19 protein-coding genes are annotated in these 15300 nt (G+C 42.3%); 18 read left to right on the top strand and 1 reads right to left on the bottom strand.

Going from position 1 to position 15300, the window contains the following annotated elements:
* Window positions 1–2 precede the first annotated feature (2 nt).
* Window positions 3–365, top strand: a complete 363-nt coding sequence (locus SORDD25_RS08765; RefSeq protein WP_061853390.1) for a DUF1304 domain-containing protein — start codon at window positions 3–5, stop codon at window positions 363–365.
* A 40-nt stretch (window positions 366–405) separates the two neighbouring features.
* On the opposite strand, the gene SORDD25_RS08760 is transcribed toward SORDD25_RS08765, so the two are convergent.
* Entirely contained in the window at window positions 406–1263 is an 858-nt protein-coding gene (locus tag SORDD25_RS08760) for a DUF975 family protein (RefSeq protein ID WP_061853389.1), read from the bottom strand.
* 116 nt (window positions 1264–1379) lie between these two features.
* Here SORDD25_RS08760 and tgt point away from each other — a divergent pair, with 116 nt between their 5' ends.
* From tgt to jag, 17 genes are all read left to right on the top strand, one after another.
* On the top strand, window positions 1380–2522 hold the full coding sequence (tgt, locus tag SORDD25_RS08755) for a tRNA guanosine(34) transglycosylase Tgt (RefSeq protein ID WP_001285250.1): 1143 nt from the start codon (window positions 1380–1382) through the stop codon (window positions 2520–2522).
* A gap of 133 nt (window positions 2523–2655) precedes the next feature.
* The gene (locus SORDD25_RS08750) at window positions 2656–4473 is read left to right on the top strand and encodes an acyltransferase family protein (RefSeq protein ID WP_061853388.1); all 1818 of its coding nucleotides are present in this window, start codon (window positions 2656–2658) and stop codon (window positions 4471–4473) included.
* A gap of 140 nt (window positions 4474–4613) precedes the next feature.
* Window positions 4614–5765, top strand: coding sequence for an N-acetylglucosamine-6-phosphate deacetylase (gene nagA / locus SORDD25_RS08745; RefSeq protein ID WP_061853387.1), 1152 nt, complete (start codon window positions 4614–4616; stop codon window positions 5763–5765).
* Window positions 5766–5917: 152 nt separating this feature from the next.
* Window positions 5918–6283, top strand: coding sequence for a DUF1033 family protein (locus tag SORDD25_RS08740; RefSeq protein WP_000286396.1), 366 nt, complete (start codon window positions 5918–5920; stop codon window positions 6281–6283).
* Between the two features lie 65 nt (window positions 6284–6348).
* Window positions 6349–7290, top strand: a complete 942-nt coding sequence (gene comGA, locus SORDD25_RS08735) for a competence type IV pilus ATPase ComGA (RefSeq protein WP_061428665.1) — start codon at window positions 6349–6351, stop codon at window positions 7288–7290.
* A complete protein-coding gene (gene comGB / locus SORDD25_RS08730; protein ID WP_081103692.1) occupies window positions 7238–8254 on the top strand; it encodes a competence type IV pilus assembly protein ComGB in 1017 nt (338 codons plus the stop codon). The genes comGA and comGB overlap by 53 nt, the downstream gene beginning before the upstream one ends.
* Before the next feature lies 1 nt (window position 8255).
* Window positions 8256–8579, top strand: coding sequence for a competence type IV pilus major pilin ComGC (gene comGC / locus SORDD25_RS08725; protein WP_061853386.1), 324 nt, complete (start codon window positions 8256–8258; stop codon window positions 8577–8579).
* On the top strand, window positions 8542–8976 hold the full coding sequence (comGD, locus tag SORDD25_RS08720; protein ID WP_061853385.1) for a competence type IV pilus minor pilin ComGD: 435 nt from the start codon (window positions 8542–8544) through the stop codon (window positions 8974–8976). Before comGC ends, comGD begins: the two co-directional genes overlap by 38 nt.
* A complete protein-coding gene (comGE, locus tag SORDD25_RS08715) occupies window positions 8939–9241 on the top strand; it encodes a competence type IV pilus minor pilin ComGE (protein WP_061853384.1) in 303 nt (100 codons plus the stop codon). Before comGD ends, comGE begins: the two co-directional genes overlap by 38 nt.
* Window positions 9204–9665, top strand: a complete 462-nt coding sequence (gene comGF, locus SORDD25_RS08710; protein ID WP_061853383.1) for a competence type IV pilus minor pilin ComGF — start codon at window positions 9204–9206, stop codon at window positions 9663–9665. Before comGE ends, comGF begins: the two co-directional genes overlap by 38 nt.
* Complete coding sequence (comGG, locus tag SORDD25_RS08705; RefSeq protein ID WP_061853382.1) at window positions 9643–10056, top strand: competence type IV pilus minor pilin ComGG; 414 nt, start codon at window positions 9643–9645, stop codon at window positions 10054–10056. The genes comGF and comGG overlap by 23 nt, the downstream gene beginning before the upstream one ends.
* A gap of 32 nt (window positions 10057–10088) precedes the next feature.
* Complete coding sequence (locus SORDD25_RS08700) at window positions 10089–10679, top strand: class I SAM-dependent methyltransferase (protein ID WP_061853381.1); 591 nt, start codon at window positions 10089–10091, stop codon at window positions 10677–10679.
* Between the two features lie 58 nt (window positions 10680–10737).
* On the top strand, window positions 10738–11691 hold the full coding sequence (locus SORDD25_RS08695) for a class I SAM-dependent methyltransferase (protein ID WP_061853380.1): 954 nt from the start codon (window positions 10738–10740) through the stop codon (window positions 11689–11691).
* Window positions 11692–11741: 50 nt separating this feature from the next.
* Window positions 11742–12932, top strand: a complete 1191-nt coding sequence (locus SORDD25_RS08690; RefSeq protein ID WP_061853379.1) for an acetate kinase — start codon at window positions 11742–11744, stop codon at window positions 12930–12932.
* A gap of 149 nt (window positions 12933–13081) precedes the next feature.
* Complete coding sequence (gene rnpA, locus SORDD25_RS08685; protein WP_045591913.1) at window positions 13082–13453, top strand: ribonuclease P protein component; 372 nt, start codon at window positions 13082–13084, stop codon at window positions 13451–13453.
* Window positions 13428–14255, top strand: coding sequence for a membrane protein insertase YidC (locus SORDD25_RS08680; RefSeq protein ID WP_185756305.1), 828 nt, complete (start codon window positions 13428–13430; stop codon window positions 14253–14255). The genes rnpA and SORDD25_RS08680 overlap by 26 nt, the downstream gene beginning before the upstream one ends.
* 14 nt (window positions 14256–14269) lie before the next feature.
* A complete protein-coding gene (gene jag / locus SORDD25_RS08675) occupies window positions 14270–15256 on the top strand; it encodes an RNA-binding cell elongation regulator Jag/EloR (RefSeq protein WP_061853377.1) in 987 nt (328 codons plus the stop codon).
* The last annotated feature ends 44 nt before the right edge of the window (window positions 15257–15300 follow it).

The following is a 15300-nucleotide window of genomic DNA, read 5'->3' as shown; positions in this document are numbered from 1 at the left end:
ATATGTCTATTTTTACAATTATTTTAGCAACTATCGTTGCTTTGGAGCATTTTTACATTTTTTATTTGGAAAGTGTGGCTACGCAATCAGATACTACTAGTCGAGTGTTTAATGTGGATAAGGAAGAACTGGCTCGTCCTTCAGTGAGTTCATTATTTAAAAATCAAGGAATTTATAATGCTTTGATAGGTGTCTTTCTCTTGTACGGGATTTATTTTTCGCAAAGCTTGGAAATTGTGACCATCTTTGTTTTATTTGTGCTTGGTGCAGCGACCTACGGTTCTCTGACAGCAGACAAGAAGATTATTCTGAAGCAAGGTGGGCCTGCTATTTTGACTCTGCTGAGTGTGTTACTTTTGAAATAAGAAAACCAGCGTCCTGAACGACGCTGGTTTTTGTATGCTCTTATCCATTTCGACGTTTACGGGCTAGTAGGGCTCTGTAAAAGAAGATGTGATTGTTTTGGATATAGGGAAGGATTGAAAAACTAGCAATTCCAAAAGTGAGCCAGTTGAGGAAGTACCAAGGGAGTAGTTGTAGGTCGAGGACAAAGCGCTGGAGTTTGTAACCTTTCATCAAGAAACGGCTGGTTTTAAGGATTTGGCGGGGTTTAGCCTGTCCTAAATCCAGAGTGTCGCAGAGAAGGAATTCTACCTGCGAGTAAGCATAATGTTGCGGGATATAGAGGATATTGCCCACAATCATCAAGATGAGACTCGCGAAAAAGTAGAGGCCAAAGGTCATAAGGAATTGCTCGGTTTCAACTGATGAGAGGTCTAATTTTGGAAATTCAGGATGTAGGGCGACAAATCTCCGAGCCAAGAGATTGCTATAAAAGAGAAGATAAACGCCTACTAAGTTTGGAATGCTCCATAAAAAGAGGTAGAAACGTTTGAGGAGCAGGGTTAGGAAGGTTTGCGAGAAGCGCTCTTCAGCAAAGAGAGCCAAGCTTGATTTTACTGAGAGTTCTGTATCAGGATCCTTGAGAAGTCGGAGTGTCGCGAAGGCAGCACCTGCTAGAAAAATCGTGCTCACAAAAGAAACAACTAGCGGGAAGAGATAGGTTTGGAGCACTTGTGCCAGCATGCTGAAAAAGGATTGCTCTAAAACACTTTCTTGGAGACGAGCCAAGGGGTTGAGAAAGCCTGACAAGATGACCAGCATACTAGGAAGGAGGTAAACCAGAAAGAGGCGGGGATTTTCAGCCTGAAACTGCCTCGTCTGCAGACGAATGGTTTTTAAATCAATTTTTGGGTATTTCATTCTTTCATTATACCATAGTTCGTGACAGTTCCTGGTTTTTTTGATAAAATCATACAGTATGCCTTTGGGCACAAAGTATGAACTGGGACTGTCTTTCCCAGCTTCGGAGGTAGAAAATGTCAGATTCACCAATCAAATACCGTTTGATTAAGAAAGAAAAACACACAGGAGCTCGTCTAGGAGAAATCATCACCCCACACGGTACCTTCCCGACACCTATGTTTATGCCAGTTGGGACCCAAGCCACTGTTAAAACCCAGTCACCTGAAGAGTTAAAGGAGATGGGATCAGGGATTATCCTATCTAATACTTATCATCTCTGGCTTCGTCCTGGAGATGAACTCATCGCACGCGCAGGCGGTCTCCACAAGTTCATGAATTGGGACCAGCCAATTTTGACGGATAGTGGTGGTTTCCAGGTTTATTCCCTAGCAGATAGCCGAAATATCACCGAAGAAGGGGTAACTTTTAAAAACCATCTCAATGGTTCCAAGATGTTCCTATCACCGGAGAAAGCCATCTCTATTCAGAATAATCTAGGCTCAGACATCATGATGTCTTTTGATGAATGTCCTCAGTTTTACCAACCATACGACTACGTTAAGAAATCCATCGAGCGTACCAGTCGTTGGGCTGAGCGTGGTTTGAAGGCTCACCGTCGTCCACAGAATCAAGGTTTGTTTGGAATTGTGCAGGGGGCAGGATTTGAAGATCTTCGTCGTCAGTCAGCTCACGACCTTGTCAGCATGGATTTCCCAGGCTACTCTATCGGTGGTTTGGCAGTGGGAGAAACCCACGAAGAGATGAATGCGGTCTTGGACTTCACAACCCAACTTCTTCCTGAAAACAAACCTCGCTATTTGATGGGTGTGGGAGCGCCAGATAGCTTGATTGATGGAGTCATTCGTGGTGTGGATATGTTTGACTGTGTCTTGCCGACTCGTATCGCTCGTAATGGAACTTGTATGACTAGTCAGGGACGTTTGGTTGTCAAAAATGCTCAATTCGCTGAGGACTTTACGCCACTGGATCCTGAGTGTGATTGCTACACATGTAAGAACTACACACGCGCCTACCTTCGTCACCTGCTCAAGGCTGATGAAACCTTTGGTATCCGCTTGACTAGCTACCATAATCTCTACTTCTTGCTTAACCTGATGAAGCAAGTGCGTCAAGCCATCATGGATGACAATCTCTTGGAATTCCGTGAGTATTTTGTAGAAAAATATGGCTACAACAAGTCAGGGCGCAATTTTTAAAGTGTAAAAATAGAATGCCAAAATCCTAAGTTTTCTCTTAGGATTTTTCCTATTTTTTTGATAGAATAGGGAGTATAATGGAATGGAAATTAGGTGGTGTTTTGCTTCCTAATTTAATGGAGAATAGACTCGTATGCGTATTAAATGGTTTTCCTTGATTAGGATTACAGGTTTACTTTTGGTGCTTTTGTACCACTTCTTTCAAACGATCTTTCCTGGAGGATTCTTTGGGGTAGATGTCTTTTTCACTTTTTCAGGATTCTTGATCACTTCCCTCCTTTTAGAAGAATTTGGGAAGGCACGCCAGATCGATTTGCTGGGCTTTTTTAAGAGACGGTTTTACCGCATCGTGCCACCTGTGGTGCTGATGGTTTTGGTGACCATGCCTTTTACTTTCTTGGTTCGTCAAGACTATGTTGCTGGAATTGGTGGCCAGATAGCTGGAGTTCTCGGTTTTATGACCAACTTCTACGAAATGTTAACAGGAGGAAGTTACGAATCCCAGTTCATTCCGCATCTCTTTGTTCACAACTGGAGTCTAGCTGTTGAGGTTCACTACTACATCCTTTGGGGCTTAGCGGTTTGGTTCTTATCGAAACGTTCAAAATCTAGTAGCCAATTGAGAGGGATGGTCTTTCTTCTTTCTGCTGGAGCTTTTATCATTAGCTTTTTCTCCATGTTTATTGGTAGTCTAATGGCGAGTTCCTATTCATCTGTCTACTTTTCAAGTTTAACCCATGTCTATCCCTTCTTTTTAGGAAGCATTTTGGCGACAGTTGTGGGGGTTCGTCAGACGAGCGATTTAGTCAAGCAGTTTGACCGGATGTGGGACCTTCGTCAAAATCTACTGGTGTTTATTGCGGGGCTTTTGGTGTTAGTGCTCTTGACTTTCTTTGTCAAGTTCACCTACCTGTTTGCGTACTTATTTGGCTTCTTGCTAGCAAGTTTAGCGGCAGTGGCTATGATTTTTGCTGCGCGTGTCTTGCATGAGAAAACGCCTGAGATACAAGAACCTCGGATCATTACATTTTTAGCGGATACCAGCTACGCGGTTTATCTCTTCCACTGGCCTTTTTATATTATCTTTTCTCAGTTGATGAGTAATCTGCCTGCTGTTATTCTGACGATCATCTTTTCTTATTTCTTTGCTATCCTATCCTTCTATATTATTGAGCCATTGATTGCCGGTAAATCCAATCCTTTAATACGGAAGATTAGTCGATTGCCTCATATTAAACTAATTAGTGCTGGTGCTGCAGTCATTCTTACCTTGATTAGCTTGATTATCATAGTTGTGGCTCCTCAAGTTGGAGCTTTTGAGACAGACTTGATGGTCAATGGTTTCAAACAAGCCCAGACCAATATAGGACAAACCAAGACTCTTGCTGAACAAGCTGAACTGAGTCGTCTAGGAATTTCTGAGGGAACAAGCCTAATAGGAGATTCGGTAGCCTTGCGTGCCAATACTGCCTTACAAGAGGCACTTCCTGAAGCAAATATCAATGCCCAGGTTAGTCGAACGACCAAGCAAGCCAATGACATCATGCTCAATAATAGCCAGAACAAGGCGCTGCTAAAAACAGTTGTCATTGCAACGGGAGTCAATAATCCTGAAGGCTATAAGAATGATTTGGACAGCATCGTGAACAATCTACCGAAAGGACACCATCTGATACTGGTGACACCTTATGAGGGAGACAAGAGCAAGGACACTTACACATCAGTGGAGCAGTATGCGGCTTATGCACGGGAATTAGCTGAAAAGAATCCTTACGTGAGCATAGCTGACTGGAATAAGGTTGCTAAGGAACACCCTGAAATCTGGGCTGGAACCGACCAAGTCCACTTTGGGAATGACAATAGCAAGCTCGAAGAAGGTGCTAAGCTATACGCAGAAACGATTGCAGCTGCTGTTAAGGCTGCTCAAGAACTGCCTGTAAAATCAAAATAAAATTAAAGAGTTGGAGAAATCCAGCTCTTTTAAAATATCTCTAGAAAATAGGTCTATACCATTTACAAATGAAAAAGAAAGGTTTATAATGTAATTGACATAATAAATTCTAGAATCAATCTATCAAGGAGGTTATCATTATGCCTAATTATATTAAAGCGGATCAGTTTTTCTACCCACACGGAGTTCGTCGTGGCGGTTACTTAGAACTTGTGGATGGCAAGTTTGGAAAACATGTAGAACAGATTCCTGAAGGAGCTGAGGTGATTGACTATACAGGTTATAACATTGCCCCAGGACTTGTGGATACCCACATTCATGGATTTGGCGGTGTGGATGTCATGGATAATAACATCGAAGGAACCCTTCATACCATGAGTGAAGGTCTACTTAGCACGGGTGTCACTAGCTTCTTGCCAACGACGTTGACTTCCTCTTATGAGCAGTTGCTTGCAGTAACTGAAAATATCGGTGCCCGCTACCAGGAAGCAAGTGGAGCCAAGATTCGTGGGATCTATTTTGAAGGCCCTTATTTCACAGAGAAATACAAGGGGGCTCAAAACCCTGCCTATATGAAAGACCCTCGTATGGATGAGTTTCGTGCTTGGCAAAAAGCAGCCAATGGCTTGCTCAATAAAATTGCCCTTGCGCCAGAACGCGAAGGTGTAGAAGACTTTGTTCGTACAATTACGGGTGAAGGAGTGACTGTTGCTCTTGGACACTCAAATGCGACTTTTGATGAAGCTAAAAAAGCAGTCGATGCTGGAGCGAGTGTTTGGGTACATGCCTACAATGGGATGCGTGGGTTGACTCACCGTGAGCTCGGTATGGTGGGAGCCATGTATGAGTTGCCACATACCTATGCAGAGTTGATCTGTGACGGTCACCATGTGGATCCAAAGGCCTGTGATATCTTGCTCAAACAAAAGGGAACTGAAAATATTGCCCTTATCACAGACTGTATGACAGCTGGTGGCTTGGAAGACGGTGACTACATGTTGGGAGAATTCCCAGTAGTTGTTGCTAATGGAACTGCACGCCTCAAATCGACAGGCAATTTGGCAGGTTCAATCCTCAAACTCAAAGACGGTTTGAAGAATGTGGTCGAATGGGGCATTGCGAATCCACATGAAGCTGTCATGATGGCCAGCCTCAACCCAGCAAAATCGGTTCACATCGATGATGTCTGTGGTCAAATCCGTGAAGGTTACGATGCCGACTTTATCGTACTAGATAAAGATTTGGAATTGGTAGCAACCTATCTAGACGGAGTGAAACGTTATCAAGCCTAAGAAGATAAAAATAGGGGTCAATAAAAGGCTCCTATTTTTATGATAGGTTGAAAAGGTATTTAAAGAAGTCTTCCTAAAGGGAAAGGCAAGCAAAATCCTTTTCTTGTAATAAAAAATTAGATATAATATACGATACAAAGGAAGTAGTAAGAATGTATCGTGTTATAGAAATGTATGGGGATTTTGAACCGTGGTGGTTCATAGAAGGTTGGGAAGAAGATGTCATCATGAGTCAATCTTTTGACAAGTATTATGATGCTCTAAAATATTATAAATCATGCTGGTTTGAGCTGGAAAAGAAGAATCCTCTTTATAAGAGTCGGAGTGATTTGATGACTATCTTTTGGGATCCTGCTGATAAACGCTGGTGTGATGAGTGTGATGAGTATTTGCAGCAGTACCATTCTTTGGCACTTTTACAGGATGAGCAAGTCATCCCCGATGAAAAGCTACGTCCAGGCTACGAAAAACAAACAGGTCAAGAAAAACACCGTTCTTGCCGTATGAAATGGAGATAAAAAAGTAACTTTTTAAGTTGCTTTTTTTTTTATTTTTTTGCGAATAGTTAGATAAGGGGGACGGTATGGTACAAGAAATTGCACAAAAAATTATTGCTACTGCGAAAGAAAAGAAGGCTCAGGATATCTATTTCATTCCCAAGGAAAAGTCCTACGAGCTTCACATGCGGGTTGGAGACGAGCGGTGTCTCGTTGACTCCTATGAGTTTGATGTTTTAGCTGCTGTGATTAGTCATTTTAAGTTTGTAGCGGGTATGAACGTAGGGGAGAAGAGACGTAGTCAGCTGGGCTCTTGCGACTATCAGCATGGGGAGAAGGTGTCTTCTCTGCGTTTGTCTACCGTAGGAGATTATCGGGGACATGAGAGTTTGGTCATTCGTTTGTTGCACGATGAGGAGCAGGAACTGCATTTCTGGTTTCAGGATATGAACGAACTGGGTGAGCAGTACCGGCAACGGGGCCTCTACCTTTTTGCGGGTCCGGTCGGCAGTGGCAAGACGACCTTGATGCACGAATTGGCCAAGTCACTTTTTAAGGGGCAGCAAGTTATGTCTATCGAAGACCCAGTAGAAATCAAGCAGGAAGACATGCTCCAGTTACAGTTGAATGAGGCGATTGGCTTGACCTATGAAAATCTCATCAAACTGTCTCTCCGGCATCGTCCGGACCTCTTGATTATTGGTGAAATTCGGGATAGCGAGACGGCGCGTGCAGTGGTCAGAGCTAGTTTGACAGGGGCGACAGTTTTTTCAACCATTCATGCCAAGAGTATCCGAGGTGTTTATGAACGCCTTCTGGAGTTGGGTGTGACGGAGGAGGAACTAGCAGTTGTCCTGCAAGGAGTCTGCTACCAGAGATTAATCGGGGGAGGAGGAATCGTTGACTTTGCAAACAAAGACTATCAAGAACACCAGCCAACTAGCTGGAATGAACAGATTGACCAGCTTCTTAAAGATGGACATATCACAAGTCTTCAGGCTGAAACGGAAAAAATTAGCTACAGCTAAGCAGAAGAAAATCATCACTTTGTTTAACAACCTCTTCTCCAGTGGCTTTCATTTGGTGGAAATTATTTCTTTCTTGGGCAGAAGTGCTTTGCTGGAAAAGGACTATGTGGCCCAGATGCACCAAGGCTTGGCTCAGGGGAAATCATTCTCAGAAATGATGGACAGTTTGGGCTTTTCAAGTGCTATTGTGACCCAGTTATCTCTAGCTGAAGTGCATGGAAATCTTCACCTGAGTCTGGGGAAGATAGAAGAATATCTGGATAATTTGTCCAAGGTCAAGAAGAAGTTAATCGAAGTGGCGACCTATCCCCTGATTTTGCTGGGATTTCTCCTGCTAATCATGCTGGGGTTGAGAAACTATCTACTTCCCCAACTGGACAGTAGCAATATTGCCACTCAAATCATCGGCAACCTGCCACAAATTTTTCTGGGACTAGTGTCGGTTTGCTCTCTGTCTCTACTTTTAGCTCTCACTTTCTACAAAAGAAGTACCAAGATGCGGGTCTTTTCGATGTTAGCGCGGATTCCCTTTCTGGGAATCTTTGTCCAGACTTATCTGACGGCCTATTACGCGCGTGAATGGGGAAATATGATTTCACAGGGAATGGAGCTGACGCAGATTTTTCAGATCATGCAGGAACAGGGTTCTCAGCTCTTTAAAGAAATCGGTCAAGATTTGGCTCAAGCCCTGCAAAATGGCCGCGAATTTTCTCAAACCATAGCAACCTATCCTTACTTTAAAAAGGAGTTGAGTCTCATCATTGAGTATGGAGAAGTCAAGTCCAAGCTGGGGAGCGAGTTGGAAATCTATGCTGAAAAAACTTGGGAAGCCTTTTTTACCCGAGTTAATCGTACCATGAACTTAGTACAGCCACTGGTTTTTATCTTTGTGGCTCTGATTATCGTTTTACTTTATGCGGCAATGCTTATGCCCATGTATCAAAATATGGAGGTAAATTTTTAAAATGAAAAAACTCATGATAAATTTAAAAAAAGCCAAGGTTAAAGCTTTCACTTTGGTAGAAATGTTAGTGGTTTTGCTTATCATCAGTGTTCTTCTCTTGCTCTTTGTGCCCAATTTGACCAAGCAAAAGGATGCCGTAGATGACAAAGGAAAAGCTGCTGTTGTCAAGGTTGTGGAAAGCCAGGCAGAACTCTATCGTTTGGATAAAAATGATGACGCCAGCCTCAGCAAATTACAAGCGGACGGCCGTATCACAGCTGAGCAAGCTAAAGCTTATAAAGACTACCATGCAAAACAAAAAACAAGTCAAACTGTTGCAGATTAAGGCCTTTACTATGCTGGAAAGTCTCTTGGTTTTGGGAATTGTGAGTATCCTTGCTTTAGGCTTGTCCGGTTCTGTTCAGTCCAGTTTTGCAGCGGTGGAGGAGCAGATTTTCTTTATGGAGTTTGAAGAACTCTACCGTGAAACTCAAAAGCGTAGTGTAGCCAGTCAGCAAAAGACCAGTCTAAACTTAGATGGACAGACGATCAGCAATGGCAGTCAAAACTTGACCGTTCCTAAAGGAATTCAGGCACCATCAGGACAAAGCATTATATTTGACCGAGCTGGGGGCAATTCGTCTCTGGCTAAGGTTGAATTTCAAACCAATAAAGGAGCGATTCGCTATCAATTATATCTAGGAAATGGAAAAATTAAACGCATTAAGGAAACTAAAAATTAAGGCAGTAATCTTACTAGAAGCAGTAGTAGCTTTGGCTGTGTTTGCCAGCATTGCGACCCTTCTTTTGGGGCAAATTCAGAAAAATAGACAAGAAGAGGCAGAAATCTTGCAAAAGGAAGAAGTCTTGCGTGTGGCGAAGATGGCTCTGCAGACAGGTCAAAATCAGGTAAACATAAACGGAGTTGAGATTCAGGTATTTGCTAGTGAAAAGGGATTGGAGGTCTACCATGGTTCAGAGAAGTTGCTCGACCTTAAAGAGCAGTAAGGTCAAAGCTTTTACCCTGTTAGAATCCCTGATTGCCCTTATCGTCATTAGCGGAGGCTTGCTCCTCTTTCAGGCTATGAGTCAGCTCCTCATTTCAGAAGTTCGTTACCAGCAGCAAAGCGAGCAAAAGGAGTGGCTCTTGTTTGTGGATCAACTGGAGGCAGAGTTAGAGCGTTCGCAGTTTGAAAAGGTGGAAGGCAATCGCCTCTACATGAAACAAGATGGTAAGGATATCTCTATAGGTAAGTCTAAATCGGATGATTTTCGGAAGACCGATACCAGTGGACGGGGCTACCAACCTATGGTTTATGGACTCAAATCAGCACAGATTACAGAGGAAAATCAATTGGTTCGCTTTCGTTTCCAATTTCAAAAAGGCTTAGAAAGGGAGTTCATCTATCGTGTGGAAAAAACAAAAAGTTAAGGCAGGCGTTCTTTTATATGCAGTCACTATGGCAGCCATTTTTAGCCTTTTGTTGCAGTTTTATTTAAATCGGCAAGTAGCCCATCACAAAGACTTTGCCCTAAACAAAGAAAAGTTGGTTGCTTTCGCCATGGCTAAACGAAGCAAAGATAAGGCTGAGCAAGAAAGTGGGGAACGAGTCTTTAATCTAGGAAAAGTCACGTATCAAAATACGAAAACAGGTTTTGCAACAAGTGTTCGAATGAATAAGAGCAACTATGAATTTCTCTTTCCTCCGATGAAAATCCAAGAAAAGAAAACAGCTAAAAAGGAAGAGGTAGCGACTGATTCAAGCAATCAAGCAGGGAAGAAAAAATCAGAAGAAAAGCCTGAAAAGAAAGCCAAGTCCTAGTCAATTCAACTTCTTTGTGTTACACTAAAAGCATGAAACAGGATTTTAATCACAAAGCAGAAACCTTTGATTCGCCCAAAAATATCTTTCTTGCAAATTTGGTTTGTCAGGCAGTTGAAGCACAGATTGATCTTCTATCAGACAAGGCAATACTGGACTTTGGTGGTGGGACGGGTCTATTAGCCTTGCCCCTAGCCAAGCAGGCCAAGTCGGTTACCCTTGTAGATATCTCGGAGAAAATGCTGGAGCAAGCCCGTTTGAAAGCAGAGCAACAAGACATCAAGAATATCCAGTTTTTGGAGCAGGATTTACTGGCAAATCCCTTGGAACAGCAATTTGACCTGATTGTTGTCAGTCGGGTTCTTCATCATATGCCTGATCTAGATGCGACTCTTGCCATGTTTTACCATCACCTTAGGGAGAATGGACAAGTTCTCATCGCTGATTTTGCCAAGACAGATACCAACCATCATGGTTTTGATTTAGCTGAACTGGAAACCAAGCTCGCTCAGAATGGTTTTTCGAGTATTGATAGTCAGATTCTCTATAGCGCTGAAGATCTTTTCCTAGGAAATTACGCAGAACTCTTTTTAACTGTAGCCCAAAAATCACTCGCTGACTAAAGCAGTGATTTTTTCTCTTCAGATGGAAAAAAGGAGGGAAATTTGATAAGATAGGAATATGGATTTTGAAAAAATTGAACAAGCTTATACGTATTTACTAGAGAATGTCCAAGTCATCCAAAGTGATTTGGCGACCAACTTTTATGACGCCTTGGTAGAGCAAAACAGCATTTATCTGGATGGCGAGACCGAGCTAGAGCAGGTCAAGGAAAACAATCAAGCCCTTAAGCGCTTAGCACTTCGCAAGGAAGAGTGGCTCAAGACCTACCAGTTTCTCTTGATGAAGGCAGGACAAACGGAGCCTTTACAGGCTAATCACCAGTTTACGCCGGACGCCATTGCCCTCCTCTTGGTACTTATTGTGGAAGAGTTGCTGGATCAAGAGGAAATAAGCATCCTTGAGATGGGTTCTGGTATGGGGATTTTGGGGGCCACTTTCTTGACTTCTCTCTCTAAAAAAGTAGATTACTTGGGAATCGAAGTGGATGACTTGCTGATTGATTTGGCAGCCAGTATGGCAGATGTGATTGGTTTGCAGGCTGGTTTTGTCCAAGGAGACGCCGTTCGTCCGCAAATGCTTAAAGAAAGCGACGTGGTCATCAGCGACTTGCCTGTTGGCTATTACCCAGACGATGCCATCGCTTCACGCTATCAAGTGGCTTCTAGTCAAGAGCATACCTATGCCCACCATTTGCTGATGGAACAAGGCCTCAAGTACCTTAAGTCAGATGGCTATGCTATTTTTCTAGCTCCGAGTGATTTATTGACCAGTCCTCAAAGTGATTTGTTAAAAGGGTGGCTCAAAGACGAAGTGAGTCTGGCTACTATCATCGCTCTGCCGGAGGATATTTTCTCAACTGCAAGCCAAGCTAAAAGTATTTTTGTCTTACAGAAGAAAAGAGACAAGGAAATAGAACCCTTTGTTTACCCTCTTACTAGCTTGCAAGATCCGTCAGTTTTGTTGACCTTTAAAGAAAATTTTCAAAATTGGAGCAAAGGTACTGAAATATAAAAGAGATTTTGTTATAATAGATGAAAACGCTTAAAAAGAGGTATCATCTTATGACAAAAACAATTGCAATCAATGCAGGAAGCTCAAGCTTGAAATGGCAACTTTATCAAATGCCTGAAGAGAAAGTTTTAGCTAAAGGCTTGATTGAACGTATTGGATTGAAAGATTCCATTTCAACAGTAAAATTTGACGGTCGTTCGGAGCAACAAATTCTTGATATTGAAGACCATACACAAGCCGTTAAAATTTTATTGGATGACTTGATTCGTTTTGACATTATCAAAGGGTACGACGAAATTACAGGTGTCGGCCACCGCGTCGTTGCAGGTGGTGAATATTTCAAGGAATCAACAGTTGTTGAGGGAGACGTGTTAGAAAAAGTTGAGGAATTGGGACTCTTGGCTCCTCTTCACAATCCAGCTAACGCAGCTGGAATTCGCGCATTTAAGGAATTGCTTCCAGATATTACCAGTGTTGTCGTATTTGATACCTCATTCCACACAACCATGCCAGAAAAGGCTTATCGCTACCCTCTACCAACTAAATACTACACAGAAAACAAGGTTCGTAAATACGGTGCCCACGGGACAAGTCACCAGTTTGTCGCAGGAGAAGCAGCGAAACTGTTGGGCCGTCCTCTAGAAGACTTGAAATTGATTACCTGCCACATTGGTAATGGTGCTTCTATCACAGCTGTTAAGGGTGGGAAGTCTGTAGATACTTCTATGGGATTCACACCACTTGGCGGTGTGATGATGGGAACTCGTACAGGAGATATTGACCCTGCTATCATCCCTTATCTCATGCAATATACAGAGGACTTTAACTCGCCTGAAGATATTAGTCGCGTTCTCAATCGTGAATCAGGGCTCATGGGAGTTTCTGGTCAGTCAAGCGATATGCGTGATGTGATTGCTGCCATGGAAGCAGGAGACCATGATGCGACTTTGGCCTATGAAATGTATGTTGATCGTATCCAAAAACATATCGGCCAGTACCTTGCCGTCCTAAATGGAGCAGATGCGATTATCTTCACAGCAGGGATTGGTGAAAATGCAGCTTTGGTTCGTGAGGATGTCATTTCAGGTATCTCTTGGTTTGGTTGTGATGTGGATCCAGAAAAGAATGTCTTTGGTGTAACGGGAGACATCTCAACTGACGCAGCGAAAATCCGTGTCTTGGTTATTCCAACAGATGAAGAATTAGTGATTGCACGCGATGTTGAGCGCTTGAAAAAATAAGTAAATACACGTAAAATTTGATTGTGAAAAGAAGTTGGGAAAGAGATTTTCCAGCTTTTTTTATGTAGAAAATGTCTAAAACCTTGCTGTTATTGGCTTTTTCAAAAAATATGGTATAATAGTAGTAATTTAATAGATGGAGTTGAGTTTTGAAGAAAAGCTTTCGTGTAAAAAGAGAGAAAGATTTTAAGGCGATTTTCAAGGACGGAACAAGTTTTGCCAATCGAAAATTTGTTGTCTACCAATTGGAAAACCAGCAAAACCATTTTCGAGTAGGACTGTCCGTCAGCAAAAAGCTGGGGAATGCAGTTACCAGAAATCAAATTAAGAGACGAATCCGACATATCATACAAAATGCAAAGGGGAGTCTGGTAGATCATGTCGATTTTGTTGTGATTGCTCGAAAAGGGGTGGAAACCTTGGAATATGCAGAGATGGAGAAAAACCTACTCCACGTATTAAAGTTATCAAAGATTTACCAGGAAGGAAATGGGAGTGAAAAAGAAACTACAGTTGACTAGTTTGTTGGGCTTGTCCTTGTTTATCATGACAGCCTGTGCAACAAATGGTACAGCTAGCGATATAACAGCAGATTCGACAGACTTTTGGAGTAAATTCGTCTATTTTTTTGCTGAAATTATCCGCTTTTTGTCCTTTGACATTAGTATCGGAGTGGGGATTATCCTCTTCACGATTTTGATCCGGACGATTTTATTGCCGGTCTTTCAGACACAGATGGTTGCCTCTAGAAAAATGCAAGAGGCTCAACCACGCATCAAGGCTTTGCGAGAGCAATATCCGGGTCGTGATATGGAAAGTAGAACCAAGCTAGACCAGGAGATGCGTAAGGTTTATAAAGAGTTAGGAATCAAGCATTCATCCTCTCTCTGGCCAATTTTAATACAAATGCCGGTTCTCTTGGCGCTCTTTCAAGCCTTGAGTCGAGTTGACTTTTTGAAAACAGGTCACTTTTTATGGATTAATTTGGGAGGAGTAGATACAAGTTTTGTCCTTCCGATTTTGGCGGCAGTCTTTACCTTCTTGAGTAGCTGGTTATCGAATAAAGCTTTGTCCGAAAAAAGTGGAGCTACAACAGGGATGATGTATGGTATGCCTGTATTGATCTTTGTTTTTGCTATCTCCGCCCCAAGTGGTGTAGCCTTGTACTGGGCTGTATCCAATGCTTACCAAGTTCTGCAAACCTATTTCTTGAACAATCCTTTCAAGATTATTGCTGAAAGAGAAGCAGTGGTGCAAGCAGAAAAAGATTTAGAAGGCAAGAAGAGAAGAGCTTTGAAAAAAGCACAGAAAAAGAAAAAATAAGGAGGAATCTGGTAATGGTATTATTTACAGGTTCAACGGTTGAAGAAGCAATCCAAAAAGGATTGAAAGAATTAGACATTCCAAGAATGAAGGCCCACATCAAGGTCGTTTCGAAAGAGAAAAAAGGTTTCTTAGGCTTGTTTGGTAAGAAGCCAGCTCAAGTTGATATCGAAGCGATTAGTGAAACGACAGTGATCAAAGCCAACCAGCAGGCCATTAAAGGGGTTCCAAAAGAAGTTAATGAAAAAAATGAACCCGTGAAAACAGTCAGTGAAGCAACTGTTGATTTGGGGCATGTAGTGGAAGCCATCAAGAAGATTGAAGAAGAAGGTCAAGGTGTCTCTGAAGAGGTCAAGGCTGAAATCCTGAAAAATGAAAAGCACGCCAGCACGATTTTGGAAGAAACAGGCCATATTTCAATTTTAAATGAATTGGAACCAGAGGATACTACCGAGGAAGTGGAATCTGCTCTAGAAAAAGAAACTGAAACGCAGGAAGCAACAAGCCAATCTTTGGAAGATTTAGGCTTGAAAGTAGAACCAAGTTATGACATCGAACAAGTGGCAACTGAAGTAGCTAGCTACGTTCAAACCATTGTCGATGATATGGATGTTGAAGGGACGATTTCAAGCGACTACAATCGTCGCACTATCAATCTTCAAATTGACACCAATGAACCAGGTCGTATTATCGGCTACCACGGAAAAGTCTTGAAAGCTCTTCAACTGTTAGCGCAAAATTACCTTTACAATCGCTATTCAAGAACCTTCTACATCACGATCAATGTCAATGATTATGTTGAACACCGTGCAGAAGTCTTACAAACCTACGCTCAAAAATTGGCGACTCGCGTTTTAGAAGAAGGGCGTAGCCAACAAACTGATCCAATGTCAAATAGCGAACGCAAGATTATCCATCGCATTATTTCACGCATGGATGGCGTGACGAGTTACTCTGAAGGTGACGAGCCAAATCGCTATGTTGTCGTAGATGCAGAATAAGCAAAGTAAAATCAGGTTCATCCTGATTTTTTGCTAGGAAAGGA

The organism is Streptococcus oralis (genome assembly GCF_001579525.1).
Classification (GTDB): domain Bacteria; phylum Bacillota; class Bacilli; order Lactobacillales; family Streptococcaceae; genus Streptococcus; species Streptococcus oralis_M.
The sequence above is the reverse complement of the archived record's forward strand: the minus strand, read 5'-3'. Positions and strand labels throughout refer to the sequence as shown.